Raw genomic sequence first — 26,934 nt, 5'->3', positions numbered from 1 at the left:
CGGAAGGCATTGCCGACGGGACCACAGGCAGCTCAACGAGCGGGTCGCGATCTAGCCGAGGGAACGAACCACGATCCAGATCTCGTACTCCTCGGTCGTGACACCGCACGCCGTGCGACCGTCGACGTCCATGGTGACGAATTCCGGGCTCCCATTAACGGGCGCCAGCTGACCAGCCAGATCCGACCGGGGATTCAATCTGACCAGCGCCCACGGGCAGTCGCGGCACCGACGCCCGCGACGCTGATGAGAAACTCACTCTTCCCAGGACCCTTGCCGCTCGGCGTTCCTCCTCACCTCCGCAAAGGAACCGCGCGTGCGATGCGGCCCCTCCCCCACACGGGCCGCCAGACGACATCGGGCGACGTTCGGACACTTTGACCCACGCACTCGCGGTTGGCAGTTGAGTCCCTGGCCGCTTGGTTTTTGGCGGTGTCGGCTGAACTGGACATTTGTGGTGAGTAAGTCTGTTGGGCCTGTTATCTATGGGATATTGCTCGACGCCAGCTACGGCGGACCGACGAGGCTAAGGTTGCGCGGTGTTCGATGTCGAGGAGCGTCAGCGTGTCCGGGGGCAGCTGCTCACGGCCGCGAAGGAAGACCCTGGTATTGCGGCGGCCGCGGTTACCGGTTCCGAGGCGCTCAACGCCGCCGACCAGTGGTCGGACATCGATCTCGCGTTCTCGGTTCGCGACCGGCTGGACGACGCCCTGCGACGCTGGACCACGCGGCTCTACCAGGACTTCGCTGCGGTACACCACTGGGACCTGACCTCGGGCCCGGCAATCTATCGGGTGTTCTTGCTGCCTGGCTGGCTCGAAGTCGATCTCGCTTTCACTGCCGAGGCCGAGTTCCGTCCGCGCGGCCCCGCGTGGCGCACTGTCTTCGGCGACGCCCAGAAGCCCGCCTACGGGCAACTGCCCGATCGTGAGCACCTGGCCGGCCTGGCCTGGCACCACGCATTGCACGCCCACACGTGCATCGAACGGCAGCGGTGGTGGCAGGCCGAGTACTGGATCAGCGCACTGCGCGACCAGATCATCGCACTGGCTTGCCTGCGCCTGGGCCGTCCCACGGCCTACGCGAAGGGCGCCCACTTGCTTCCGTTGGAGCTAACCAAGCCGTTGGAGGCGACACTTGTGCGGTCGCTGGACGAAGCCGAACTACGGCGTGCGCTCAACGCCGCCGCGCTCTCGATGTCAGCGGAGCTCGACCGCACGGACCCACTTCTCGCTGCGCGATTGAACCCGATGCTGACCGCACTGACTACCACACCGTGAAACGCACCGCACCGACCGGAGGATCCCGCGTGCCGACGCTGACCACATTGCTGGCCGAGATCGCCGGCAGTCGCGACCCTCGAGGCTTGCTCGATTCGCTCGGGCAGGTGTTCGCAGCCTTCGAAAACCAGGACTCCGGGTGTCGCTCCTACGGCGTCGCAGACCGTGACAAGCGTTGGTTCGTCAAGCTCGCGCCCGACGCCGCGACCGCCGCCATGCTGCGCTCCGCCGCGCGACTGCACACCGCGGTCGCGCACCCGGTCATCTTGGCGCCTGTCGCTTTCACCGACCTGGGCGAGCGCGCCGGGATCGTCTATCCGTGGGTCACAGGCTCAGTGCTCTACCATCCAACGAACTCGCACCGGCCCGACCGCAGCGACCCGTCCGGCCCCATGCACGCCTTCCGGGCACAGCCCGTGTCCACCATCGCGCGGGTCATCGACGAAATCTTCGATGCGCACGTGGCCGTCGCGGCAGCGGGCTTCGTAGCTGTCGACTTCTACGACGGCTGCATGCTCTACGATCCGGCCACCGCCACCATCCGCCTGATCGACCTCGACCACTACCGACCCGGCCCCTACACCGTAGGAACACAGCCGGTGCCGGGCTCGACCCGCTACCTCGCACCCGAGGAACGCACCCCCGGCGCGACCGTCGACGAGCGTACGACGGTCTACACCCTGGCGCGCGCAGGCTTCATCCTCCTGGACCGGGGCGACACGGAATCCGCCTTCCGCGGCACGCCGGCTCAGCATCAGGTCTTGGCGCGAGCCACCAGTGCCGATCCTGCCGACCGCTACGCAAGCGTCGCGCAGTTCGTGGCAGCATGGCGCGCGGCACAGAGTGCAGTCCGCGCGGGTTGAACCGGCACGTGCGACGTGGCGGCACGCCCAAGTCGTGCACTGAATGCACGCGCGGTGTATGCGGCCCCGCGTACGGATACGGTCCCACCATGAGCGAAGGCGAGCGGGGGCCCGAACCGAAGGCCTCGACGAGCGGTGTGGACCCTCGCGCAGGCGATGCCGAGCGTGAGCAGGCCGCTGAGAAGCTTCGCGTCGCCGCGGGCGAGGGCCGCATCGACCCGGCCGAGCTGGAGGAGCGGCTCGAGCGGGCCTACCGCGCGAAGACGTACCGCGAGCTCGATGCCTTGTTGGCCGACTTGCCCGACAAACGGCCGACCGCGGCGCCCTCCTCCCCCGGTCCGGAAACGATGCTCCTGAAGACGCATGGGAGCAACGTCAAGCAGAACGGCCGGTGGACGGTTCCGCGGAGGATTGTCGCCGAATGCGGCATACCGAACATCGTGATCGACTTCACCGAGGCTACCTGCGTCCATCGGGATGTCACGGTCGAGGCGACCTGCGGACTTGGAAACATCAAGCTGCTCGTGCCGCGAGGCTGGACAGTACGGATCGACGGATCGAGCACCAACACCTCTCGCATCAGCAACAAGGCAGACGCGCCGACTGATCCGTCCGCTCCGACGATCACGCTCATTGGTCACCCGAGATCCGGCCACATACGCATCCGGCAACCGCGCCGATAGTGCCGATAGTGGCGCGTACCGCAGCGGCGCGGTCCGGTTGGGGGCGCAGTTTGATGGCGCGTCGGGACACCGAGGCTCTGAGCTGTTGCGGTCAGTTTCCGGTCAGGATCAGGCCGCCGTCGACGGTGAGCACGGTGCCCGTGACGAACTCGTTCTCCATCAGGTAGAGGTGTGCGGCGGCGATCTGCCGCGGCTGGCCGATCGCACCGGTAAGGGCACGCCGCGCAAAGCTGTCGAATATCGCTGCGCGCTGAGGCTCCGGGATGCCGTCCCACAGCGGGGTTTGGACAGCACCGGAGCGAACGGCGTTGACGCGTACGGGCGCGAGGTCGACGGCCAGTCCGCGGGTGAGGCCCTCGGTGGCCGCGGCTCCGGCGGAGGCGAGGGCGGCGCCGGGGACCGGGCGGACGCCGATGGTGCCTGAGGTGAGGGCGATGGAGCCACCGGGGCGGATGCGCGGTGCCGCGTGCTTGGCTACGGCGACGGCTCCCCAGAACCGCACGTCGAAGGTGTGGCGGGCCTGCTCGATCGGGAGCTCCTTCAGGGTGCGGCGATCTGCCTGGTCGCCGGCGGTGAACACGACGTGGTCGAGTTCGTCGAAGCGGGCGAACAGGTCGGCGATGGCCGCCTCGTCGCGCACGTCGAGTGCGGCACCGTCGCACGAGTCCGGGAGTTCGGCGAGCGCGGCGTCGATGCGCTCCTTGCTGCTGGAGGCGATGGTGACGACGGCGCCGGCTTCCGCGGCGGCCTGGGCGGTGGCCAGTCCCATGCCGGAACTTCCGCCGATGACGACGATGCGCTGACCGGTGAGTGCCATGGTGCTGCTCCTTGATAAGCCGAGCTGATGACTCATTGAGACATCACCGTAGCACGTGATGTCTCAATGAGTCATCACTGCTAGAATTTCGGCTATGCCGCGTTGGGAGCAGGGAGCGGAGGACCGGCTGCGAGAGGCCGCGCTGGCGCTGTTCCTGGAGCACGGGTACGAGAACGTCACCGTCGCGCAGATCACCGAGCGCGCCGGGCTGACGCGGCGCACGTTCTCCCGCTACTTCGCCGACAAGCGCGACGTACTCTTCGCCGGCTCGGACCAGCTTCCGGCCGCGCTCGCCGACGCCGTGCTGAAGGCCGACCCCGGGCTCACGCCATTCGAGGCCCTGCTCGACGCGATCGAGCAAGTCGGCGACATGGTGGCGGCTCGGGTCGCTCCGCACGCCGCGCAGCGACAGGCGATCATCGACAGCAGCACCGAACTGCAGGAGCGCGGGCGCACGAAATTCGCCGCCGTCGCCGACGCCTTGGACGCGGCTCTTCGGCAGCGCGGCGCCGCCCCGTCGACGGCAGGCCTGCTGGCGAACGTCGGCGTCGCCATCTTCCGGACCGCGTTCGGACGCTGGGTCGCGGAGCCTGACGCCGCCGCTTACTCGAACCGGGTGCGCGAGGCAGCCGACGAACTCGCGCAGGCGCTCGACCGTCGCTGAATAGCTGAATAGAGGTCTCGCTCGATCTCGCGTCGCCACGGGCCAGGTCGCCAGAGGTGACGCGGCGTCATATGGACGTACGAGACGCCGAGCCGGCCGGGCAGAGCGACCTGGCGGTGCGTGAGGGGTGAGCGCGTGCCGCGGTGGTGTGCACCGGGAACTTCGCTGCCGCGGCGGACGTTGCCCGGCACATGGCGCCTGACGATCCGCGACAGCGTTTGAAGAGGCCTGAGCGCGCCGAAGCGAGCGTCGAACCGCCTGACGCTGCCACCGAGACCGATCTTCCCACCGTTAGCCGGGGCGAGGTCGTTTCCGCCGGTGATCCCATGACAGGCGAGGTAACGCAGACCCGGCCGATCGTGGTCGTCACGGCCATCGCCTTTAAGCGGCGCACCCGCGAGGCACTCGCCGAGCGCCTCGGCCCCGGCCATATCGTCGTCGACATCCGCGAGGCCGGGCCGGACGCCGACATCGTCCTCGTCCCGCCCTCCAGCCCGACTCTCATCGGACTCATGCGCGGGATGTTCCCCAAGGCTCGACTGCTCGCCACCGAATTCACCGACGACGCCTACGGGGCCAACTTCCGCGGCCCTATCAGCCGCATCCTCGAAAGCGACATCGACGGGTACTTCATCGCGCCGACCATGGAGGACCTGGCACGGGTCACCAAGGACGTCGGCCATTCCGCGGTAGCCGCACTGACCGCCGGCACTGCGGGTGGCCAGGCACATCCGGCCGACTTACTCCAGGCCAACCGGCGCGCCCTAGAGGCCGGAGGCGGCACGCAGAGGCAGGACGGGGTCACGATCGACCTGGAGGCATGGGCGCAAGATCTGCAGGGCGACGCGGACATGCTCGCCGAGCTCGCGTGGCCGTTGATCGTCCAGCTCAAGCGCCAAGGACTCGCCGTCACCGTCGTCGGCAGTCCGCCCGACGCCTGGAGCACCCGGGCACACGAGCTCGGGGTGCAGATGCGTCAGCCGTCGCGCCCTCGGTAAATCATGGTGCCATGTCCGTTGCCGTAATGCTCGGATCGACCCCGCTGGTGCCGCGCCGAGCCATGTGGGCTGCTGCTAGGAGTGTCTGTCGTGACTATGACGTGGGCGACGATCGAGTCGGCGCTCGAAGGCAGCCGCAGCGCGCCCGAGATGATCGCTGCGCTGGCCGGCTCCTGCGCCGCCGATATTGAGGAGATGCTCGATCGGATCGGCGCGGGAGATGCCGGGCGCCTGTTGAGGGAAGCCGGGCTCCTGCACTCGGCAGAGCGGCGGGGAAAGCTCGCGGCTTGTCTGGCGGTCTTGGACGGGCTGCCGATCGCGGGCGGCCACACGGAAAAAGGAGCTTTGAGTCGCTTCGGGCGTCGGAGGCGGGACCTGGCCTCGCGCTACGGCGATCTGGCGCAGTGCGCGCTCCTGGCGAGCTTGATCGACATCGAACTCGGTGGCGAACCCGAGGCCCGGCGCGCCCGCTTCGCTCGGGCTGCCATGGCGCTGGAGAGTTACAGCGCGGCCGCGCGGGAGGGCTCGGCCGGCGAGGCCACGGAAGCGGAGATCAGGCGCGCGCGAGGGATCTTCATACAAGTCGGCGGGTTGGTGCGCGCTGGCGGCGACTAGGCCTAGGCGATTCGACGTGCACCTGGTCCGCTGCGGGATGTTGATCTCAGGCGCATCGGGTAGTACCGCTGGTGCTGACCCATCGTGGATCGCCAAACAGGGAGGCGAGCATGGCCGACCAGCTCATGGGAGACGACGTCTACCAGCCGGACAACGAGGAGCAAGCGGACGCGGCGCCGCTGGACCTTGAGGACGCGCTGGACGAGCGCGATTACGACGACGTGCTCGATGAAGGGTATTCGCCGCCGGAGAAGCCGCTGGGGGCCACCAAGATCGGCATCACCGCGGCGGAGCAGCATGACGGCGAGAGCCTCGACGAGCGGCTCGCTCAGGAAGTGCCCGACGTGGGGGCCGACGAGCCGGAGGAGATAGGCGACCTGCCGGGCGGTGACGGCGAGCCGATCGACCCTGAAGCGGGCGAGTATCGTGCCGGGCGGCTGGTCGCGCCGGACGAGGGCGCACACGGGGACGACGAGGCGGATCTGATCGCCTCGGACGTGGGGATCGATGCAGGCGCCGCGAGCGCGGAGGAGGCGGCGATGCACCTGGTGCCCGAGGAGGAGCTGGACTTCTGAACGTGCGCCACTCCCCTGCGGCGCCGCGCACACCGCACCGCACAGAACTAGAAAGGCCGCGCCGCATAGTTCTAGGCGGCGGGGGTTGTCGAGTAGGGTTCAGGAGCCGGCGGCTCGGGTCGGCGGCTGGTTGGCGGGCGGCGGTGGGGTGGGCTTGATCGTCACCCTGCTTCGCTCGGCGCGTCGTCGTCCGGGCTCGGCGACCACAAGCTCGATATAAGTCAGCGCGTCGCGCAGCGTGTCCAGGGCCTCGGCGGTGACGGCTGAGGTGCGGGCGGCGACGACTTTCGCGGAGACCAGCTCCATCGTGTTGCGGAAGTCGGTGATCTGGTCCTGCATCTGCGCGGCCCGCGCGGTCAGCAGGTCCTCGGCGCCGCGCAGTCCGTCGAGGTCCTCGCGCAACTCCTGGACGCGTTGCCGGGTACGCGCGGACTGGTCCTGGAGAAGGTCGGCGTCCTCTTCGCCGGCCGCCGCGGCGGCGCGGTGCTGGTCGGCGATTCGGCGCTCGGCGGCCTCGAGGTCCTCGATCCGCTCGTCGAGCCGCTTGCGCGCCGCCACGACGTCCAGGGTGCTGCGGTGCACCAACTCCAGCAGGTCTGCCTGCATGCGCGCTACCGCCGCCAAACGGTCTTCGAACTCTTTCACCGCCGCCTCCCGCCCAAGCCCGTCTCCGAGGCAACGAACACTCAGTGTGCTGCGTTCCCGTCCCGGGGGCGGCGGTGCCCGTTCGGGCAGAAGACGCGGTCAAATCTTGCGTTGCGGAATAATCACAGCACACTGTGAAGGACGGCACCGGTCGAACTGGCAGGCGCGTGGCATCGGCGACCTGCGCGTTTTCGGACCGTGTGCCTGCCGGCGAGATGAAACTGTCATTCGCGCGCAGTGTCAGGGGGTGCTGTATAGGAGTCCACTCCTAGAGACGCGATGCGTATCTCGCGACGGCCGGATTCAGCAGGTCCACACGACGGACTACGGCCGTCTGTTTCACGCGCACCCGGGCGGAGGGGCCGTACCGGTGAGCGAACGGCGTCCGCCTGGCCGCCTCGTCTCACCGCGCCGGCTGTGACGGTGTGCGCATGGTGCGTCCGCCGGCCGGACCGCTGATCGCTGCGCGACCGCCCCGGAGCCTCGGCCCCGGGGCGCGGATGCCGTCGGCTCCCGCCCGCGGACAGATCAGAAGGGTGGGAAACTCGATGCCTGATTCCGAGCTGCGCTTCAACGTGCTCGGTCCGGTGGAAGTGCACGTCGGCGGCGCGGTCGTCAACGTCGGGCCGCCGCGGGGGCAGGGGGTGCTGGCGGCGCTGCTGCTCCAGGCGAACCGGCCGGTGACGGCCGACCAGCTGCTCGATCGGGTCTGGGGCGACAGCCGGCTGCCCGACCGGCCGCGGCACACGGTGCAGACCTACGTCTCCCTACTGCGCCGGGCGCTTCGCACGATCAAGGAGGTATCGATCGTGCGGCGTTCGAACGGCTACCTGCTCAGCGTGGACGAGCAGCTGATCGACGTGCACAAGTTCCGCGCGCTGGTACGCGAGGCGCGCGCCGAGACCGACGATCGCCGCGCGATCTCGCTGTTCGAGCAGGCGCTGGCGCAGTGGCGCGGCGACGCGCTCGGGACGCAGGACACCCCATACCTCAACGGCGTGCGCGCGAGGCTGAGCCAGGAGCGGCACGCGGCCCAGCGCGACCTCACCGACCTGCAGCTGCGCAACGGCCTGCACGGCGCGGTCCTCGCGGAGCTGTCGTTCTGGGCCCGCGAGCATCCGCTGGACGAACGCCTTGCCGGGCAGCTCATGCTCGCCCTGCTGCGCTGTGGACGCCAGGCCGACGCGCTGCAGCACTACCAGCGGCTGCGGGCCCGCCTCGCCGAGGAGCTCGGCGCGGACCCGAGCCCGGCCCTGCAGGCTTTCCACCAGCAGATCCTGCTCGGCGACCCGGCGCTCAGCGCGCCCGTTCCCACCCCGGCCGCGGCGCGCCCGCGCGCGTGCCCGGTGACCGCGCCGCGGCAGTTGCCCGCTGCCCCGAGACTGTTCGTCGGGCGCGCCCGAGAGCTGCTCGTGATCGATGAAGAGCTGGCGGCGAGTGAGAGCACAGACGAGGTATTCGGCGGATCCGGCGGGTCGGGCGGCGCTCCCGCGGTCGTCGCGATCAGCGGCGCGGCCGGGATCGGCAAGACCGCACTCGCGCTGCACTGGTCGCATCGCAATCTCGACCGGTTCCCCGACGCGCAGCTGTATGTGGATCTGTGCGGTCACGACCGCTCGCGCCAGCCGGTCACCGCCTCCGAGGCCCTGCGCTGGTTTCTACGCGCCCTCGGCCTCGGCTCGGCGATGATCCCGGCCGACGAGCAGGAGCGCTCCGCCCTCTACCGCAGCCTGCTCGCCGGCCGCAGGGTGCTGATCGTGCTCGACAACGCCCTCGATTACGAGCAAGTTCGCCCGCTGCTTCCCGGCACCGGGCCCTGCCTCACGCTCACCACGAGCCGCGCACAGCTCACCGACCTGATCGCGGTCGAGGGGGCGCATCCGATCGCGCTGGACGTGCTCACGCCGCAGGAAGCTCGGGAACTGGTGGCGCGGCGGCTCGGCGAGCGGCGCTGCGCCGGGCAATCGGCGGCGGTGGAAGAGCTGGTCGCGCTGTGCGGCGGCCGGCCCCTGGAGCTGAGTGCCGCGGCAGCGCTGGCGGCGGTGCAGGCGGACCGGCCGCTCGCCGAGGTGGTGGCCGAGCTGCGAGCGCAGCCTGACCTGCCGCCGGGATCGGCGGTCGGGTCGCCGGCGGCAGCGCCCAGCCTCGCCGATCTCGCAGTCACAGGGATCTGATGCGTTCTGCGGGTGCGCCGCGCAGGCACGGGCTTGCGCGGCGCACCCGGTCACGCAGTCACACGCACACAGCCACGCTCAGGCGCTCACACCGTCACACGATCATCGAGGGCCACGGCCAGCGGCGCACCCGGTACGGCAGCCACCAGGCTGAACCGCCGGCGACCCCGGCCAGCCCTTCCGCGGTGAAATCCTCCAGGATCCCGGCGGGCACACTCGCCGCCGGGGCGCCGCCGATCAGGGCTTCGACAGCGGCCAGATACGCCGGGTCGTCGATGACGAAGCGCGAGAGCGTGCCGTTGCGCCGATCGCGCACCTCGATAAAGCCAGGACCGCGCCGATACACGCATTTGCACAGGTAGAACGTCTCGCGCCACGTGTCCAGCGCCTCTTGCGCGTCCGGCTGCCCGATCAGTTCGGCGGGCGGATACAGGTGGTTGAGCCGGCGCCAGACCTCGGTGTGCTCTCCCGGCCGCAGCCGCCAATCGACCGCGATCCCCCAGCTGGTGAGCTCGCGCAGCAGGAGCATCGCGCGCACCAGCGTCGGCTCGTCCATGCCGCCGGTCAGGTCCACCGGCCGGCTGAAGGCGGCGCGGCGCAGGCCGTCTCGGAAGAGGCCTTCGACCAGGGCGGCCGGATCGTCGGCACCGTCGGTTTCTCCGTGTTCGCCGTCACCGTTCGCGGCGAGCGCGTCGCGCCGGCCCATGGAGAGAGCGGGCAGCCCGAGGCCGAGCACCTCCTCGTCGTGCTCTCGCCACAGCGTGAGCGCGAGCGGCTCGCCGAGAGCGGCGGGCTGCGCCGCGTCAGTGGTCGCGACACTCATCAGGAAGCTCCTACCGGCGCGGGTTCGGATAGTGGCTCGGGTTCGGGTTCGCTCACGTCGATGCGCATCAGGTCCTGGTTCTTCGAGTCGGGTGCGACGTGTACGTAGTAGCCGCCGTCTGTGAACACCAGGCCGAGCCGCTGCCAGTCGTCCAGCAGGGTCCGCACCTCGTCGACGCCGCGCTCGAATCCGGCGTCCGCGAGTTTGCCGGCCAGGCCGGGCGCGGTGTGCGGCTGCTCGAGCAGCCGGAACGCGGCGACCTGCATCGGGTCGGTCAGGCGCAGCGTGCTCCAGTCGAACCCGGCGCGCCGGCTGACCAGCAGGATCTCGGTGCCCAGGTCGGTGTGGGAGAGGCGGCTTCGGGCGAAGGCGCGCCGCCAGGCCGCGACGGCGTCGCGCAACCGGTCGGCGACCTCTTCGTCGATGCCCTGGTTCTCCGCGGCGAACACGTAGCCGAGGTCGAGCAGTTCCGATTCCGGCAGGTCGTAGTTCATCAGGTACTGCGCGGCCGGGCGCAGGTTCGCGAAGCCGAGGTCGGGCCGGTCGAAGTAGGGGCTGAAGCGCTCGATCGCGATGCGCGAGACGCCGTCCGGCGGCGGCAGGTGGTGCAGCGCGGGCAGCTGCTCGATGATCGGCAGGTAGTCCTGAGCGCCCTCTCCCGGGAAGCCGTAGAGATAGTTCCAGGCGACCGACAGGCCGGTGCTGGAGGCGTCTCGCAGCATCCTGACGTTCTGGTGGCCGGTCACGCCCTTGTCCATCAGCTTCAGCACCCTGCCGCTGAGGCTCTCGATGCCCGGCTGCACGTTGACCAGTCCGGCCGCGGAGAGTGTCTCCAGCTGCTCGCGGCGCATGTTGGACTTGATCTCGTACTGCATCCGCAGGTCGTATCCGGACTCGATGATCGAGGGCAGCAGCGAGCTCAGGTAGCCCATGTCGAGGATGTTGTCGACCACGAACATGTCCAGCACCTGGTGGCGCCGCACCAGCTCCAGGATCTCGTCCCGGAACGAGGCCGGGCTCTTGCTGCGGAACTGCATGAACGAACCGTTGAGCCCGCAGAAGGTGCAGTGGTGCTTCTCCCCCCACCAGCAGCCGCGCGCACCCTCCACGATCAGCTTCGGCTCGACCCATTCGCGGGCCGCCGAACTGTCCAGCCGCTCGAAGTAGCCGTCGTAGTCCGGCGAGATGATCTCGGCGGGGGCGAGCGGCCGGGTGCTCATCGGATTCGCGACCGCCGCGCCGTCCTGGTCGCGCCAGCACAGGCCGGGCACGTCCGCGGGCGGATCGCCCGCACGCAGCCTGCGCAGCAGCTGCGGGAATGCGACCTCGCCCTCGCCGCGCACGACGAAGTCCACGAACCGGAAGTTGCGGTGCAGCGCCTCGCCCTGCGCCCCGTCGCAGTTGGCGCCGCCCATCGCGATCAGGGTGCGCGGCGCCAGCCGCTTGATCGCGCGGGCGGCGGCGAGCGCGGGCATGTTCTGCTGGAAGGTGGAGGTGAAGCCGACCAGGTCGGGTTCGAGCCCCGCAATGCGCTCGGCGAAGTCCCGGATGAACTCGCCGGCGCAGCGATGCAGCTCCAGCGAGGTGCGCCGGTGCGCCTCCGACATCGGCACCTGCTCGAGCAGCTCCGCCTCGCGCCAGTGCGGGTCGTCGTAGAGGGCGGAGGAGAACACCCAGTCGCCGGCTCCGCTGAAGTAGGTCGACAGCGAGTAGTAGTGGTAGTCCTCGACGCTGAAGTCGAGGCGCTTGGTGATCCAGTCCACGTAATCGAGGTTGGCGTGGACGACCTCGATCTCGGTGTCCGGCACGGCGTCCCGGGCGGCCCGCCGCAGGATGCCCAGCGCGAGAGAGGGCACGTCGATCAGTGCCCAGGGCATGTTGACCAGGAGAATCCGCACGGTGCTCCTCGCTTCTCTTCCTGCGGGGTCGGCGGGACGGTGATCGGTTCGGCGTACGGGGCTAGAGCCGTGCGCGACGCAGCGCAGCGCACTTCGGTGCGATGCAGTGCAGAGGCAGAGGGCGGCGGTGGCGGCGGGCCGGGACCGCACGGGGCGAGACCCCGGCCCGCGGCTGGCTCAGGACGTCACCACCTCACCGTGACGGACACGCTGACCGAGACTGAACGAGCCTGGTCGCGGTTTCCGCCGAGCGGGTCGTTGTGCACGACGCTCTTACGCATGTGAACACCTCCCTCCACCGGGTCGGATCGTTGCCCGGCCGGGTTCGGCCGGTGGACTAGGGCCGGGCGGCTCAGGCCGGCACCGGCTTTCCCCCCATGGCGAGCCCGAGGAAGCGGACGACCGCGCTGATGACCTGCACGTGTACGCCGATCCGGTAACCCTCGTGGCCTGAGGCCGTCCATTCGAGCTGCGGCGGGTGGCCGTGGTTCCTGAGCGCGGCGGCATACCTGCGGATCTGTCCCGGCGGGCACTTCGGATCGTCGGTGCCGGCCAGGATGAGCACCGGGGCGCGTACCTCCGCGGCGTACGTGGCCGGGCTGCTGCGCGCGTATTCGTCGGGCTTCTGGCGTGGGTTTCCGCCGAAGAGCCGCACGTCCAGGGCGCGCACGGCGGCGGTGGCCTCGTAGAACGCCGCCGGGTAGTCCGCGATCGGATTGACGGCCGCGACGGCCTGCCACGAATCCGGCTGCACGCCGGCCGCCAGCAGCGCGAGGTAGCCGCCCCAGGACTGGCCGCACACGGCGGTGCGCCCGGGGTCGATGAGCCCTGATTCGATCAGGTGGGCGCGCACGGCGGCGACGTCGTTGAGCTGAGTGAGCCCCACGCCCTCCTCGAAGCGGTCCCGCCACGCCGCGCCGTAGCCGGTCGAGCCGCGGTAGTTGGGGCGCACCACGGCGCATCCGATCGCCGCGAACACGGAGACCAGCGGATCGTAGGCATCGCGCGCCGCGTCGTAGGGCCCGCCGTGCAGCAGGAAGACCGCGGGATGCGGCCCGGCGGCGTCGGGCAGCGTGAGCAGGGTGTGCACCGGGCCGGCGGGGGTGGGCACCCACAGTTCGTCGCGGCGGCCGGGGTGCGGCGCGTCCGGTTCGGGTTCCGGCGGGCGCCGGCCGGAGACGGTGCACAGCCGCGGCGGATGCCGGCTGTCGGTCCACACGTAATGTAGGTCGCCGTCCGGTTGCGCGGCGGCGGCGAGGATGGCGCCCGCGGGGGTGTCCAGGCGCTCGACGCTGCGGGCGCGCAGGTCGAGCTCGTGCAGGGCGCTGCGGGCGTGCCGGTCCTGGCGTATCAGGATGCGGTTTCCATCGGGGTACCAGCTGGGCGAGATCTCGGTGTCGAACCCGCACCAGTCGAGCACTGTCATGCCTTCCTCGGCGGTCCACAGCGCCAGGCGGTACTCCCCCGGGCGGTGCACCGTCAGCAGCAGGCGCTCCGGCGCGTGCACGGATCCCGCTTCACCGGGCGCGAATCCCGCCGCCCACAACGGGTTCGCCGCTCCCGACAGGACCGTGCGCTTACCGGTTCGCAGCGAGACGACCGTCACCGCGTCGGGCGCGTCCGGCTCCGCCGCCAGCGCGACCATCTGGGCGGAGCCGGAGATGTCAACGAGCTGTGCGTGGTCCGCAGTCCGAGTGATCAAGTGCACTGATCCATCCGGGGTGACCTGGTAGACAGCCGTGCCCCGCTCGCCGCTGACGCCGGCCGCGGCGGTGCCGTCCAAGGCCATCGCCAGCCCGGCGCAGCGGCCGCGCGGCAGACCGGCCGGGCGCGCCGGCCCGCCGCCGAAGGGCAGCACCCGCCACTCGCCGACGCCGTCCACATCGTCGTCGAACCACCAGACCTGCGTGCCGGCCGGGTTGATGGCGCAGGCCACCGTTCCCTGCTCGCGGTCGGTGAGCCGCCGCCGGGTGCCGCGGGCCACGTCCCAGGCGAAGACCTCGCAGCGGCTTTCCGCGTCTCCGATGTAGACCGCGCGGCTCGGGTCGAGCTCCGCGAAGGCCGGGGGCTCGGGGAAGAAGACACGAACGCTGACTTCCATCGCACTCACCCCTCGGCTCGAAGCTGTGGCTGTGACGGCAGGTACGGGGGCTTGGCCTCCGTCGCGGTCGTTTGGGCTTCGGGCTGCGGCGGTGCCTCGCGGCGCAGGCGTCCGGCGTTGACGGTGGCGTAGACGGCGAGCAGCGCGAGACAGGCGGCGTAGAGCAGCGCCTGGGGGGCCGGCCGTAGCCCGGCGACCAGCGCCCCGGCAGCGACGGGCGCGAGCGCTCCGGTGCCTTCGCCCAGCAGCCCGAGCGCGGTGCCGACGCGGCCCTGCAGCACGTCCGGGGTCATCATGATCGCCTTGCTCTGGAAGACGATGCTCAGCGCGGGCGTCAGCAGCGAGAGCGCGCCCAGGACCAGTCCGTCGGCCCAGAGCGGGGCGGAGGCGGTCAGGGACAGCGGAAGCAGCACCACGGCCATCGTCCAGGAGGCGACGACGACCAGCGTGCCGGCTCGGATCAGGCCGAGCAGCCGGGGTGCCAGCAGCGCTCCGGCGACGCCCGCGGCGCCGGCCAGGGTCAGCGTCAGCCCGAGGAAACCGGAGGACGCGCCGTGCAGCCGCGCGGTGAGGATGACGGCGTAGTAGAGCGCACCGATGATCAGGTTCACCCCGCCGGCCCAGAGCGTCACGAAGCGCAGGAACGGCCGACTGAAGAGGAACCGCAGGCCGTCGGCGAACTCCCGGCGGAACCCGGCGAGCGCGGATCCCGGCGCCGGGGCCGACGGGGACCCGGATGCGGACACGGACGCAGACGCGGACTCGGACACAGACGCGGTCGTCGAGCCCGCATCCGCCGGCGAGGCTTCGTCGCCGACCCGCTCGCGGGCCGGCCGCAGATCGGCCCGGATGGCGCGCGCGCAGGCCGCGGCGATGAGGAAGGAGAGCGCGTCGGCGAGGAACGGAATCCAGGCCGCCGCCTGGTACAGGGCGCCGCCCACGCCCGGCCCGGCCAGCTTCGCCGCCTGCTCGCGGGCCTGGAGCGTGCCCAGCGCCCTCTCCGGCTCCTCGGGCGGCAGCAGAGCCCTGATCGAGGCGGTGGCCGCGGCCGCGTAGGCGGCAGTGGCCGCGCCGCCGAGCACCGTGCAGCCGAACAGCAGCGGCAGCGTCGCGTGCCGGGTCCCGGCCGCCAGGGCGATCGCGCCGGCGGCCAGCGCGGCGGCGGCCAGCGCGCCGATCATCATGGCCCGGCGCGATCCGCGGTCGGCGTACACGCCGAAGACCGGGGTGAGCAGCACCTCGGTGACCGCGGCCACGGTGCCGACGGCGCCCGCGGTGACCGCGGAGGCGCCCAGCGCCAGCACCAGCAGCGGCAGGGCCAGCGCCGAGGCGTGCGAGCCGAGCTGGTTGGCCGCGCCGCCGAGCCAGAACAGCCGGAAGTCGCGGCGCCTGGCGGCGGGCGCGGCGTGCGGTGAGACCGTCTCCTGGGTGTTCATCACGACGCAACCTACGAGGCCGCGCTTTGGGAATTGTTTGGCGATTCCCTAATCCGCAGGTCAGAACCCTGAGTCGGACTGCACCGGGGCCGGGGCCGGCGGCCGCGTCGGGGTGTGCGCGCACGGCGCCGGCCACTTTTCCTGATTTACCGCAACCCGGCGCCGGGGATGGACGTCTTCAGTAGCAACAGCGAGGGACAGGGGAGCAATCACATGCACAGAGGGCGGCTTGCCAGCTAGCTTATTTACCGGCCCTTAGCAGGGTCTACCCGCAGCGAGTTTCTGAGGACACAGGTTTGCCGACCTGCGTCCTATTGAGCCTGCCTTCTTTGCCTACAGCCCGAAGTTGCACCGACCGGAGCGAAGCCACGCTTTGGCCGACCGAGCGTGTATCGCGGAACGGGGAACATGACGACTCAGACGCACCTGCCTGCGTCCTGGCCAACGGTTTCCGTGGTCATTCCCACTCTGAATGAGGCACGCAATCTGCCTCACGTATTCGCACGACTCCCGCGGGGCCTTCACGAAGTAATCGTCGTGGACGGCCACTCGGTCGACGACACCTGCGCGGTGGTGCGCCGGCTGCGCCCGGACAGCCGGGTCGTCATGCAGAACCGCAGCGGCAAGGGCAACGCCCTGGCCTGCGGTTTCGCGGCCGCCACCGGCCAGATCATCGTCATGCTCGACGCGGACGGATCGGCCGATCCCGGCGAGATTCCCGCCTTCGTCCAGGCCCTTCTCGGCGGCGCCGATTTCGCCAAGGGAAGCAGGTTCGCCCCGGGCGGCGGAAGCGCCGACCTCACCCGGCTGCGAACGTTGGGTAATCGCGTGCTCATGGCGATGGTGAATCGCGCCTACAAAACGGCCTACACGGATCTCTGTTATGGGTTCAACGTGTTCTGGCGACGGCACCTTCCGGTGTTGCGGCTGGATTCGACCACACCGCCGCCCGAGGACGGAGCACAACGGTTGTGGGGTGACGGATTCGAGATCGAAACGCTGATCGCCATACGCGTCACGGTGGCGCGCCTGGCCGTCGTCGAGGTGCCCAGCTTCGAGCATTCCCGTATCCACGGCGTCAGCAATCTCACGGCGTTCAGTGACGGCCTTCGCGTGCTGCGGACGATTTTCGCCGAACGGCGCGCCCGTCACGCGGCGGAGATGAAACCGGCTGACGAATATTCCGAAACCGGTGTGCGCGAACAGTTCGCGGCATTTCAGGCCCCAGCATCACGAGAGGCAGAATGATGGCCGGCACGGTAACAGGCGACAAGGGAACGAAGACGGCCGCGGCCGGCATGACGAAAGGCCTGCGCGGCGCGGCCCAGTCGGTGGTCTACCGCTTGCCCGTGGGCTTAGAACGGCGACTGCTCTACGTCTACTACCAGCGAAAGTTCCCGCGCTTCGGCCAGCCCGTCACGTTCAGCGACAAGGTCAACTGGCGCATCATCAACGATCGCAGGCCCCTGCTCGAATGGACCTGCGACAAGCTGGCCATGAAGGAATACGCCGCCAAGGCGGGACTGGAGCGGCTGCGCGTTCCGCGGACGATCTGGTCCGGCTCGGATATCGGCGATCTGCAAGGGGTGGACCTGCCCGAGCACTGGGTGCTCAAGCCGAATCACCGCTCCGGGCTGATCCATTTCGGCCGGGGACCGGCCGACGGAACGCAGCTCTCGGCCGTCACGGCGACGTGGCTCGATTCCTTCGAGTCGAGCAAGCTGCGCGAATGGGCCTATGCCAAAGCCCGGCCGATGCTCCTGGTCGAGGAATTGCTCGGGCCGCCGGGAGCGCCGCCGCCCGATTACAAGATCTTCGTCTTCGACGGCAAGCCGGACCTCATCGAGATGGTGAACCGGTACGACGGGAATCAGCAGCGGCTGTACCGGGCCGACTGGACGCCGCTCGAGGTGCTCTACGGGCCGCAGGGAATCGCCCCTGTCGCGCCGCCGCCGCCCGACCTGGACCGGATGCTGGACATCGCGCACCAGCTGGGCAAGCCCTTCGACTTCATCCGGGTGGACCTCTACGCCTTCGACGGATCGATCGTGTTCGGCGAGCTCACTCCCTATCCCTGCGGGGGCTTCGAGCGTTTCCGGCCGGCCTCCTTCGACGTCGAACTCGGACGCAAATGGCAACTGCCCACGCTGCGATCGGCCGCGTGAAGCCCGTGATCGGTAAGGAGCCGGACATGCTTGGCCTGGACCGTCGTGCCCTGCAGGCCGACTACGACAACCTGCGCCTGAGCGGCGTTCCCGGCATCGATGCCGGACGGCTGGCCTTCTCACTCATGCACGGCAACGGCAACCTGATCCTCCTCGTCGACGAGGATCTCAGCGGCCTGTCCCCGCGCCAGATCGGCAGCGACCTCGCGCGCGAGCTCTGCGAGTCCTTCACGGCGGCGCGCGTGGACGGGATCGCCTTCGTGCGCACCGCCGGCCGACCGGTTCGGATGACCTACTTCGACCGGGACGGCACCAACGCCACGATGTGCGGTAACGCGCTGCGCTGCGTGACCCAGTACGGCAGCGAGCGAGGATACCTGCGGGACGGCGCGGACGTCGTCATGACCGATGACGGCCCGAAGTGGGTTTCGGCCGCCGGCGGCGCGATCCGCGTCGCGCTCGGCGCCGGGCGGGAGTTCCAGCGAGTCGCCGACGAGCAGTACTTCGTGTTCAGCGGCGTGGCTCACCTGGTCGTGCTCCTCGACGAGCACCAGGGCCTCGATGCGATCGACGTCAGGACCGTCGGCGCCGCGCTGCGCTACGACGACCAGCTGTGCCGCCGCGTGAATCATCCGGAGGGCCTGCACGTCGACTTCATGCAGCGGTACGAGGACGGCGTCCGCATCCGCACGTACGAGGTCGGGGTCGAGGACGAAACGCGGGCCTGCGGCACCGGGTCCGCCGCGTCCGCCTACGTCGCCAACCGCGTCTGGGCCCTGCCCTACCCGGTCCGCGTGGTGGTGCAGGAAGGCGAGATACAGGTCGAGGAGACCGAGCACGGGCTCCTCATCAGCGGATCCACCGGCCACCTGTTCGGCAACATTCCGGCGATGGACGCACCACGCCCCGAGCACTCGGGGATGATCGTGCCCGCGCTGGCCGTCGGAGGCTCAGGTGGCTGAGCCCAGGCGCGTGTGCGTTGTCGGCCCGGGAACCCGCTTCCTGTCCGGGATCACCTATTACACGTACTCCCTGATCGAGGCGCTGAGCGACGCGGGTCATCAGTGCTCGGCGGTGTTCATCCGCAACCTGGTGCCGGTTCGCCTGTATCCGGGCCGGGCCCGAGTAGGCAGTGCCCTGACGCAGTTGCGCCTGCCGCCCGGCGTACGGCATTTCGACGGGGTCGACTGGTACTGGGGCCGGTCGCTGGCCCGCGCAGTGGCGTTCCTGCGCAGGGAGCGACCGCAGGTCCTCGTCCTGCAGTGGTGGACCGGAGCCGTGCTGCACACCTACCTGGCGCTGGCCCTCGTCGCCCGGCTGCGCGGGGCCCGCGTCGTCGTCGAGTTCCATGAGGCTCAGGACGTCGGCGAGGCTCGGCTGCCGTTCGTCTCGCGCTACATGGACCTGTTGGGCCGCTGCCTGCTCGGGCTCACGGCGGCGCAGCTGGTCCACTCGGAGTTCGATCGCGGACTGGTCAAGGACCGGTACGGGGTGAACGAGAGCGTCGCGCTGGTTCCGCACGCCGGCTACGACTACCTCCCGTCGCGGCCGCCGCGCCGGGACGCCCCGGCCGGTGTTATCAACCTTCTGTATTTCGGTGTGATCCGGCCGTTCAAGGGCGTCGAGGATCTGATCGAGGCCCTGGACCTGCTCGGCCCGGACCGCTCCCGGTTCTGGCTCACGCTCATCGGCGAGACCTGGGAGGGCTGGGATCTGCCGAACCGGCTGATCGCCGCCTCGCCGCACGGGGACTGCATCACGTTCGTCAACCGTTACGTCACCGACGACGAAGCGGCCGGCTACTTCGCAGGCGCCGACATCGTCGTGCTGCCCTACCACCGCTCCTCCTCGTCGGGGCCGCTCCAGATCGCGATGGCCAGCGGGCTTCCGCTGGTGGTGACGAGGGTCGGGGGCCTGATCGAAGCCACCGGTCATTACCCGGGCGCCGTGCTGGCCGATCCGCGCGATCCGGCCTCGCTGGCGAAAGGCATTCTCCAGGCCGCCGAGCTCGTCGGCGGCCGGTTCGAGGGAGTCAGTACCTGGGCCGATACCGCCCGCGGCTACACGGAATTGTTCGACACGCTGTCATCTGACGCGGTGTCACGGTGACGCTTCTGCGCACGCCCTTCGGGCGCGAGAGGCTTGGTTCCTGGTTGCACGGCCGCACCCGGGACCCGCTGGTCATGAACTCGCTGTACCTGACGGCGACGACGGTCGTGACCTCGTTGCTCGGGTACGTCTTCTGGACAGTGGCCGCGCGGATGTATCCCGCGTCCGCCATCGGCGAGGCCGGCGCGGGCGTCTCCGCTATGGGCTTCGCCTCGCTGCTGGGCGCCCTCGGCGGATCAATGGCCGTGCTGGCCGAGTTGCCCGGCAAACGTCGGCCGCGCGAGTGGTCGACCACCATCACCGCTCCGCTGGTGTTCACCTCGGCCACGTCGGCGGTCACCGCCGTGGCCACCGTGGCGGTGCTGTCCCGGATCGGGCATTCGGCGTTCCTGTATCGGGACGGCTGGTGGGTGGCGGCCTTCGTCGTCGGGGTGGTGGCCACGACGGCCTCTCAGGTGCTGGAGAGCGTCTGGCTGGCCGAACGGCAGGCGGTCTGGTTCCTCGGCGCCAGCACCGTCTTCGCCGTCGTCAAGCTGGTGGTCGTCGTGCTGCCGGTGTTCGCGGTGCTCGGCGCGACCGGCATCCTGTCCGCCTGGTCCTGCGTGCTGGCGGCCACAACGGCGGGCTGCCTGCTGGTGCTGGTGCGTCGGTTCGGGTACCGGCCGAGCCTGGCCGGCCTGCGAGGGCAGATCCGGTCGATGCGGCAATCCCTGGTCGGCAACTATGTGATCAGCGTGGGCGACCAGGTGACGCTCTACGCCGTCCCGGTGATCGTCGCGCTGAAGGTGTCTCCGGAGGCCGCGGGCTGGTTTTACGTGGCGTGGAAGATCGGCGGCTTCTACGCGGTATTCGCGTCGGCCGTCGGAACGTCCACCTTCGCTGAGGGCAGCCACCGTCCCGACCGGGTGCTGTCGCTGGCCTGGTCCGGGATGAAGATGATCCTTCCGTTTATCGCCCTGGGCGCCGCGGCCACGATCTTCGCGGGTCGCTTGGTCTTGCGCGTCTTCGGCGCGCAGTACTCGGCGCACTCGTACGCGCTGCTCGTTCTGCTGTCGCTGGGGGCGTTTCCCGACGCGGTGGTCACGATTTATCGCGGCGTGCTTCGGGTGCACAAGCGTTATCGGACCGCGGCCGCCATTTGCTGGGGCATCTCCGTTTCCCGGCTCGCCTTCACCGCGCTGGCCCTGGGCTGGTGGGGCATCGCGGGCGCGGGCTGGGCCTGGCTCGCCACCCAGACGGCCGGCGCGCTCTGGTGCGCGCTGGATCTGGCCGTGCACCGCGGCGCGGTTCAGGCCGCGCCGATCCAAGCCACTGCGCTCAAATCCAACGCGCTCCAAGGCGCCGCAGTCCAAGCCACCGCGGTTCGAGCCACAGCCGACGTCGTCACAGTGTTGAAGGAGGATTCATGATGCGGTGCCTGGTGACGGGTGGCTGCGGTTTCGTGGGCTCGGCGCTGGTGCGCCGACTGTTGGCCGAGTCGTGCGAGGTGCTCGTCGTGGACGACCGCTCCCGTGGCTCGCGCGAGAACCTGGGACCGGACCAGGATCAGGTGTCGGTGATCGAGCAGGACGTGACCGGCAGCCTCAGCCGCGTCTTCGCCTCCTTCCAACCGCAGGCCGTCTTCCATCTAGCCGCGCGGCACTTCATTCCCGACTGTGACGCCGACCCGGCGCGCTGCCTGGCGGTCAACGTGGATGGCACGCGCTCCGTGCTGCAGGCCACGACCGAGCTGCGCGGCCCGGTCTCCCTGGTGCTGGCTTCCTCCGCGGCGGTGTACGCCCCGGCCGACGGCCCGCATCAAGAGCAGGAGGACTCCGTCGGACCGGTCGACGTCTACGGATACTCCAAGCTCTGGACCGAAGAACTGGCGGCCGGTTTCGCGTCCCGCACCGGGATCGGGGTGGGAATCGCGCGGCTGTTCAACGTCTTCGGCCCGGGCGAGACCAACGCGCATTTCATCCCCAGCCTCATCTGCCAGATGAAGGCGGGGAAATCGGTCCGGCTGGGAAATCTCTCCTCCAGGCGGGACTACGTGTTCGTCGACGACGTCGCCGACGCGCTGCTGCGGCTGGCCCGGTACTGCGGTGACGTACGCGGCGCCCATGAGTACCCGGTGACGGTGAACGTGGGGAGCGGGAGAGCGTACACAGGCCACGAAGTGCTCAAGGCCTTGACCACCTCGATGGCGGCGGCCGACGCGCCGGGCCGAGTGGATCCGGTTATCGATCCGAGCCGGCTTCGCCCGGTGGATCGTCCCACTCTGCTGGCCGATCCGACGCTGGCTCAGAAGCTGCTCGACTGGGCGCCGCGCACCTCGCTCGTCGACGGCCTGCGGGCCGCCTGGGATCGCCCGGTGGGCGCGGGAGTGACGCTGATATGAGAATCGCCATGGTCTCGGCGCACTACGCCCCGTTCGCCGGAGGCGTCGAATCGCATGTCGAGGAGATCGCCAAGCGGCTGGCCGACCGGGGGCAGACCGTCGAGATCCTCACCCACCACGACTCCCCCGGCCTCGCCGACGCCGAGATACGCGACAGCGTCCTGGTGCGGCGGCACAGGGTGCCGGTGCCCAGCCAGCATTTCGCGCTGTCTCCGGCTTTGTGGGCGACGCTGCGGCGGGAGCGGCATCGCTACGACGTGGTTCACGCGCACGGCTACCACTCCGCCGCTCCCCTGGCCGCCGCGATGGCCGGTGCGTCCCCGATGGTCTTCACGCCGCACTACCACGGCACTGGTCACTCGCCGCTGCGTAAGGCCATCCACATTCCCTACCGCGCCGCAGGGGCAGCAATCGCAGCCCGGTCACGACACATCATCTGCGTTTCCCGCGCCGAGGCCGACCTCTTCCTCACCCACTTTCCCTCCGCCCGGCCCCGCCTCACTGTGATTCCCAACGGCGTCGACCTGGGACGGATCACCGGCGCCCGGCCGTTTCCGGACGCGGGACCGGTAGTCGTCACCGGCGGACGCCTCCAGTCATACAAGCAGATCGATCGCATCATCGAGGCCATGGCCCTGACTGCGCCCGATCTGCGGCTCGTGGTCACCGGGGATGGCCCGGAGCGCGGTGCGCTTGAAGCGCTTGCCGAGGAGCGCGGACTGCGGGAGAGGGTCCGCTTCATCGGCCGGGTGGAAACCGACCTGCTGTACCGCTGGTACGCCAGCGCCGAAGTGTTCTGCTCCATGTCGTCCAACGAGGCGATGCCGGTCACCATCCTGGAACTGCTGGCGGCGGGCGCCCGGGTCGTGGCCTCAGACATCCCGGCTCATCGCGACATCCGCGACCGCACCGCTGGGGCGATCAGCTTGGTACCCCTGGACGCCGAGCCGGGAGTCCTCGCCTCCGCGCTGGAGCTCGCGCTGAAGGAGTCGCCCGCGTCGGCGCAGCAGATCCCGACCTGGGACGAGGTGACGACGCAGACGCTTGATGTCTACCGAAGCGTCGCACGCGCGGCGGCGGTGACATGAACGAGCACGGCACGAACGAACGCGACGCGAACGAGCTCGGTCTCAGCGAGCGCGCGGTGCACGCACGCAGCACGACCGGAGCGGGCATGACGGGTCGGCCGGTACGGGTGCTCTACTGGTTCACCCAGCCGACCCCGTATGCGGTAGCGCGCTTCAACGCGGCCGTCGAGCGGCCCGAGCTCGACTTCCACGCCGTCTTCTCGCACGTTCGCGAGCCGGACCGGTCCTGGGACGTGGACGAGTCGGCGTGGAAGTTCCCCGCGTCCTATCTCGGGCGGATCAAGGTGCCGGTGAAGGAGCTGCGCCGGTTGCGCCCGGATGTGTTCGCGCTCGAGTACGACCGCTGGAACCTGGCCCTGGGCGCGATCCTCGGCTTCGCCACCGCGCGGCGCGTCGCGTTCCGGGTGCTGCCGAACTTCGACGCGTGGTCGACGCGCACGTGGTGGCGGGAGCTGGGCAAGAAGGTGCTGTTCAAGGCGGTCGACGGGGCGAAGGTTCCCGGGCCGGACGGAGCCGCGCTGGCGGTGCGGTACGGCTTGCCGCCGGAGCGCACCGCCGTTGTGACGCAGTCGATCGACGTGGCGCACTACGGCCGAGGTCGCGCGTTGACGGCGGCCGAACGGCGGCGGCGCCGAGAAGCGCAGGGACTGTCCGGGTGCGTCTTCCTTTACGTCGGGCGCGTCTGGGCGGGCAAGGGCTTGGACGAGCTGTTCACCGCTTACCGGCGAGTGCGTGCGGCTCGCGATGACATTAGCCTTCTGATAGTCGGCGACGGCGTCGACTACGCACGCTACTTCGACCAGGAGTCAGCCACGGCCGGGGTCACCTTCGCGGGATTCGTGCAGCCGGCCGAGCTTCCGGAGTGGTACGCCATCTGCGACGTCCTCGTCTTCCCCACGCACGGCGACCCGAACGGGCTGGTCGTGGAGGAGGCGCTGGCCGCCGGCCTGCCCGTGATCGTCTCCGACGCCGCCGGGGACATCAGGGCTCGCGTTCCGCAGTCCGTCGGCCGCGTCTTCCCGGTGGGCGACGCCGACGCCCTGGCTCAAGCGATGGACGCCCTGGCCGAGCCCGCGCTCCGGGAGTCCATCGGCGGCCGGGGGCCGGACTGGGTCGCGTGGAAGAACGACGAGCGCTACGCCGAAGACCTCGCCCGCTTCGCCCGGGACTTGGTGGCGAGCCCGCGCCGGCGGACCATTCACCGCGCCGCGTGCGCCGCGCTCGGCCGACTGCTGGCCTGGTCAGGACGCTAGAACGGATGACGGTGCGCAACACCCTCGCGGCAACGGCCTACCCTCGCCTCGGGCCCGGCACGACACACGGACGACGAGCCGCCCGCGCGGCCGGCCTGGCTGTCGCTTCGGCTTTCATCGCCGACGGCGCGGGCGTCTTCGCGCTGGCGGCCGCCGACGCGCGGTCGCGGTCCGGGGCATCCGGCGGCTACCTGCTGTTCTGGGCCGGACTGGCCCTCGTCTTCGCGCCAAGTGCCAGTGTTCTGCTGCTGTCCCGGCGCGGCCGGCAGGCGCGGCTCGCCGTGGCCCTGGGGTTCGGGCTCGCGCTGTACCTGGCGAAGGTCGTCTATGAGCCGACGGCGTTCACCTTCCACGACGAGTTCGCGCATTACCGCAACGCCGCCAACCTGCTGACATCCGGTCAGCTCTTCGGCTACAACCCCCTGATCCGCACCACCGGCTACTACCCGGGCCTGGCCGTCGCGACCGACGCCGTCGCCCAGCTGACCGGATTATCCCTCTATACCAGCGGTCTGCTCCTCATCGGCTGCGCGCGGCTGACGCTGGTCGGGGCGCTGTTCCTGCTCGTCGACGAACTGCTCGGATCGCCCCGCGCAGCCGGCGTGGCGGTCCTGGTGTACGCCTCCGGTCCCAACTTCCTCTACTGGGATGCCCAGTACGGCTACGAGTCGCTGGCGCTGCCCCTGGCCGTGCTCAGCGCCTACCTTCTGGCGCGCCGGGGCGGCCGGCCGCCAAGTGCCCCGGCCGTGGCGTGCAGCGTGGCCGCCGCGCTCGCCATCGTGGCTACCCACCACATCACGGCCTGGGTCCTGGCCGCGTTACTCCTCGCGTGGGCCGCTGCCGGATGGCTGCGGCGCCGTCGTTCCGAGAGAGCGTCAGCGGGGGCGGAAGCCGCCGGGCGTTCGACGGAGTTCGTGCCGGCACTCCCCGCCACGGTGACCAGCAGTAGCGCCGCGGTGTGGGTCGCGGCCGTGGCGCCGATCACCATTGGATACATCGGCCCGGTATTGACGCGCGCCGCGGTACAGGGTTTCCAGCTGATCACCACGCTTCACACATCGCGCGCCCTGTTCGCGAACACCGGCCAGGCCGCCACCGCGCCCGCGTGGGAGCGGGTGGCGGCTATCGCCGCCACACTGGTCATCCTTGCCGTGGTCGCGACGGCGCTCTATCGCAACAGGCGAACCGATCTGCCGACGATCGCCAAGCTGCTGGTCTGGTCGTCGCTGGCGTGGGTGGCGCTGCTCCCACTGCGGTTCACGGCCGGCGGCCAGGAGACGGCGAACCGTTCCTCCGAGTTCTTGTACGTGGGCGTGGGAATCTGCTTCGCCCTTCTGCTGGAGACGTTCCTCGATCGGTCCCGATGGTGTCGCATGCTGGCCCTGTGCCTTGTCGCCCTGGTATTCGCGGGCGGCATTTCCGTTTCCTGGAACTACGCGCAGCGGTTGGCGCCGGACTACCGGCTCACGAACGGATCGACCGTCGTCACCCCGGACGACCGGGCGCTCGCCCAATGGATGCTCGCCACCCTCGGCCCGGGCCACCGCATCGCGACGGACGACCTGACTGGGCTCGCGCTCGGTTCGGTGGGGCGTCAGGACGTGCTCTCCTCGGCCGAGGACGGCTCGCGGATCTGGCTGATCTTCTACCCGCCCACGGTCAGCAGCGACGTGCTGGCCGAGATTCACAGGTCCGGGGTCCAGTACGTGGTCGTCCAGCGGGACGTGCTCGACCTGCCGACCGGCGTCACCCGCTTCGACGACTCTGAGCCGGCGCAGTATTACAACTCCGCGCTGCCCGTCGCGTCGCTGGCGAAGTTCGACGCGAGTCCCGCGTTCCGGGAGATCTACGCTGCCGGGTCGCTGCGCGTGTACCAGGTCGTCGGCTCGGCGGGAGGGCAGTGACGATGAGGACGGCGAACTCAAGGGCCGTGACGGTGACGGCTGAACGGGCGCTTCAGACGGCGTGTTCGGCGCTCGCCATCGCCTCGTTCGGCGTGATCTGCGCGTCCTCGCCGGGACTCGCACGGCAGGTCGCGGGCCTCGGTCTGATCGGCGCGTTCGCCTTCGCCTTGTGGTTGCTTCACCGGCGGCGGTTCGACGCGATCGTGCCCGCCCTCGGCCTGACTCTGGTTTTCCTGGTTCTGGCCGCTCTCGGGCTCGCCGCCGTTCACGCGCTGAGCACCGTCCCTGCCGCACTCACGTTGGCGGTCGCCACTGTCGCCGCCGTCTGGGCCGGCGCGCGCTCCCCCGCCCCTGGACTCGCCGAACGAAGGGCAGGGCTCAGGCCGCCGTACCCGCTGGCCGCCACCGGCGTCCTGGTCTTCGCCACCGCAGCGGTGCTGGCAGTCCACTACTCCGCGACCTC

General features: G+C 70.1%; 24 protein-coding genes. 18 read left to right on the top strand and 6 right to left on the bottom strand.

Annotated features, from left to right (window positions below; translation table 11 throughout):
• Positions 1 to 539: 539 nt before the first annotated feature.
• The 3 genes from VFA06_RS24005 (at position 540) to VFA06_RS23995 (ending at position 2,826) form a co-directional block, all read left to right on the top strand.
• Positions 540 to 1,280, top strand: coding sequence for a hypothetical protein (locus VFA06_RS24005; RefSeq protein WP_324842969.1), 741 nt, complete (start codon positions 540 to 542; stop codon positions 1,278 to 1,280).
• Between the two features lie 29 nt (positions 1,281 to 1,309).
• A complete protein-coding gene (locus tag VFA06_RS24000; RefSeq protein WP_324842968.1) occupies positions 1,310 to 2,143 on the top strand; it encodes a hypothetical protein in 834 nt (277 codons plus the stop codon).
• 89 nt (positions 2,144 to 2,232) lie between these two features.
• Positions 2,233 to 2,826, top strand: coding sequence for a DUF1707 SHOCT-like domain-containing protein (locus VFA06_RS23995; protein WP_324842967.1), 594 nt, complete (start codon positions 2,233 to 2,235; stop codon positions 2,824 to 2,826).
• 91 nt (positions 2,827 to 2,917) lie between these two features.
• On the opposite strand, the gene VFA06_RS23990 is transcribed toward VFA06_RS23995, so the two are convergent.
• A complete protein-coding gene (locus VFA06_RS23990; RefSeq protein ID WP_324842966.1) occupies positions 2,918 to 3,643 on the bottom strand; it encodes an SDR family oxidoreductase in 726 nt (241 codons plus the stop codon).
• A gap of 94 nt (positions 3,644 to 3,737) precedes the next feature.
• Between VFA06_RS23990 and VFA06_RS23985 the strand changes: the two genes are divergently transcribed.
• From VFA06_RS23985 to VFA06_RS23970, 4 genes are all read left to right on the top strand, one after another.
• Entirely contained in the window at positions 3,738 to 4,307 is a 570-nt protein-coding gene (locus VFA06_RS23985) for a TetR family transcriptional regulator (protein WP_324842965.1), read from the top strand.
• 326 nt (positions 4,308 to 4,633) lie between these two features.
• Positions 4,634 to 5,305: a hypothetical protein gene (locus VFA06_RS23980; RefSeq protein WP_324842964.1), complete on the top strand. Its 672-nt coding sequence runs from the start codon at positions 4,634 to 4,636 to the stop codon at positions 5,303 to 5,305.
• A gap of 96 nt (positions 5,306 to 5,401) precedes the next feature.
• Entirely contained in the window at positions 5,402 to 5,920 is a 519-nt protein-coding gene (locus VFA06_RS23975) for a hypothetical protein (protein ID WP_324842963.1), read from the top strand.
• A 110-nt stretch (positions 5,921 to 6,030) separates the two neighbouring features.
• The gene (locus tag VFA06_RS23970) at positions 6,031 to 6,495 is read left to right on the top strand and encodes a DUF5709 domain-containing protein (protein WP_324842962.1); all 465 of its coding nucleotides are present in this window, start codon (positions 6,031 to 6,033) and stop codon (positions 6,493 to 6,495) included.
• A 99-nt stretch (positions 6,496 to 6,594) separates the two neighbouring features.
• Here the strand turns inward: VFA06_RS23970 and VFA06_RS23965 are convergent, their stop codons facing one another.
• The gene (locus VFA06_RS23965) at positions 6,595 to 7,140 is read right to left on the bottom strand and encodes a hypothetical protein (protein ID WP_324842961.1); all 546 of its coding nucleotides are present in this window, start codon (positions 7,138 to 7,140) and stop codon (positions 6,595 to 6,597) included.
• A gap of 548 nt (positions 7,141 to 7,688) precedes the next feature.
• Here VFA06_RS23965 and VFA06_RS23960 point away from each other — a divergent pair.
• Positions 7,689 to 9,314, top strand: coding sequence for an AfsR/SARP family transcriptional regulator (locus VFA06_RS23960; protein ID WP_324842960.1), 1,626 nt, complete (start codon positions 7,689 to 7,691; stop codon positions 9,312 to 9,314).
• Positions 9,315 to 9,408: 94 nt separating this feature from the next.
• Here the strand turns inward: VFA06_RS23960 and VFA06_RS23955 are convergent, their stop codons facing one another.
• The 4 genes from VFA06_RS23955 to VFA06_RS23940 form a co-directional block, all read right to left on the bottom strand.
• On the bottom strand, positions 9,409 to 10,137 hold the full coding sequence (locus tag VFA06_RS23955) for a DUF5825 family protein (protein ID WP_324842959.1): 729 nt from the start codon (positions 10,135 to 10,137) through the stop codon (positions 9,409 to 9,411).
• The gene (locus VFA06_RS23950) at positions 10,137 to 12,035 is read right to left on the bottom strand and encodes a RiPP maturation radical SAM C-methyltransferase (protein WP_324842958.1); all 1,899 of its coding nucleotides are present in this window, start codon (positions 12,033 to 12,035) and stop codon (positions 10,137 to 10,139) included. The genes VFA06_RS23955 and VFA06_RS23950 overlap by 1 nt, the downstream gene beginning before the upstream one ends.
• Before the next feature lie 352 nt (positions 12,036 to 12,387).
• A complete protein-coding gene (locus VFA06_RS23945; protein ID WP_324842957.1) occupies positions 12,388 to 14,136 on the bottom strand; it encodes a S9 family peptidase in 1,749 nt (582 codons plus the stop codon).
• Positions 14,137 to 14,141: 5 nt separating this feature from the next.
• Complete coding sequence (locus VFA06_RS23940; RefSeq protein WP_324842956.1) at positions 14,142 to 15,572, bottom strand: MFS transporter; 1,431 nt, start codon at positions 15,570 to 15,572, stop codon at positions 14,142 to 14,144.
• 408 nt (positions 15,573 to 15,980) lie between these two features.
• Between VFA06_RS23940 and VFA06_RS23935 the strand changes: the two genes are divergently transcribed.
• The 10 genes from VFA06_RS23935 to VFA06_RS23890 form a co-directional block, all read left to right on the top strand.
• The gene (locus tag VFA06_RS23935) at positions 15,981 to 16,820 is read left to right on the top strand and encodes a glycosyltransferase family 2 protein (protein WP_324842955.1); all 840 of its coding nucleotides are present in this window, start codon (positions 15,981 to 15,983) and stop codon (positions 16,818 to 16,820) included.
• Positions 16,820 to 17,737, top strand: a complete 918-nt coding sequence (locus VFA06_RS23930) for an ATP-grasp fold amidoligase family protein (RefSeq protein ID WP_324842954.1) — start codon at positions 16,820 to 16,822, stop codon at positions 17,735 to 17,737. Before VFA06_RS23935 ends, VFA06_RS23930 begins: the two co-directional genes overlap by 1 nt.
• The gene (gene dapF, locus VFA06_RS23925) at positions 17,734 to 18,699 is read left to right on the top strand and encodes a diaminopimelate epimerase (protein WP_324842953.1); all 966 of its coding nucleotides are present in this window, start codon (positions 17,734 to 17,736) and stop codon (positions 18,697 to 18,699) included. Before VFA06_RS23930 ends, dapF begins: the two co-directional genes overlap by 4 nt.
• A complete protein-coding gene (locus tag VFA06_RS23920; RefSeq protein ID WP_324842952.1) occupies positions 18,692 to 19,846 on the top strand; it encodes a glycosyltransferase in 1,155 nt (384 codons plus the stop codon). Before dapF ends, VFA06_RS23920 begins: the two co-directional genes overlap by 8 nt.
• Positions 19,843 to 21,255 carry a hypothetical protein gene (locus tag VFA06_RS23915; RefSeq protein ID WP_324842951.1) on the top strand — a complete coding sequence of 471 codons (1,413 nt, stop codon included), beginning with the start codon at positions 19,843 to 19,845 and terminating at the stop codon, positions 21,253 to 21,255. Before VFA06_RS23920 ends, VFA06_RS23915 begins: the two co-directional genes overlap by 4 nt.
• The gene (locus VFA06_RS23910) at positions 21,252 to 22,226 is read left to right on the top strand and encodes an NAD-dependent epimerase/dehydratase family protein (RefSeq protein ID WP_324842950.1); all 975 of its coding nucleotides are present in this window, start codon (positions 21,252 to 21,254) and stop codon (positions 22,224 to 22,226) included. The genes VFA06_RS23915 and VFA06_RS23910 overlap by 4 nt, the downstream gene beginning before the upstream one ends.
• On the top strand, positions 22,223 to 23,314 hold the full coding sequence (locus VFA06_RS23905) for a glycosyltransferase family 4 protein (RefSeq protein WP_324842949.1): 1,092 nt from the start codon (positions 22,223 to 22,225) through the stop codon (positions 23,312 to 23,314). Before VFA06_RS23910 ends, VFA06_RS23905 begins: the two co-directional genes overlap by 4 nt.
• Complete coding sequence (locus VFA06_RS23900; protein ID WP_324842948.1) at positions 23,311 to 24,567, top strand: glycosyltransferase family 4 protein; 1,257 nt, start codon at positions 23,311 to 23,313, stop codon at positions 24,565 to 24,567. Before VFA06_RS23905 ends, VFA06_RS23900 begins: the two co-directional genes overlap by 4 nt.
• A gap of 5 nt (positions 24,568 to 24,572) precedes the next feature.
• The gene (locus tag VFA06_RS23895; protein WP_324842947.1) at positions 24,573 to 26,471 is read left to right on the top strand and encodes a hypothetical protein; all 1,899 of its coding nucleotides are present in this window, start codon (positions 24,573 to 24,575) and stop codon (positions 26,469 to 26,471) included.
• A gap of 32 nt (positions 26,472 to 26,503) precedes the next feature.
• Positions 26,504 to 26,934 (top strand): hypothetical protein (locus VFA06_RS23890; RefSeq protein WP_324842946.1); only part of this gene is annotated, 431 nt, incomplete at its 3' end.

The organism is Actinocrinis sp. (genome assembly GCF_035653575.1).
GTDB lineage: Bacteria > Actinomycetota > Actinomycetes > Streptomycetales > Catenulisporaceae > Actinocrinis.
This window is presented reverse-complemented; position numbering and strand designations above follow the sequence as displayed.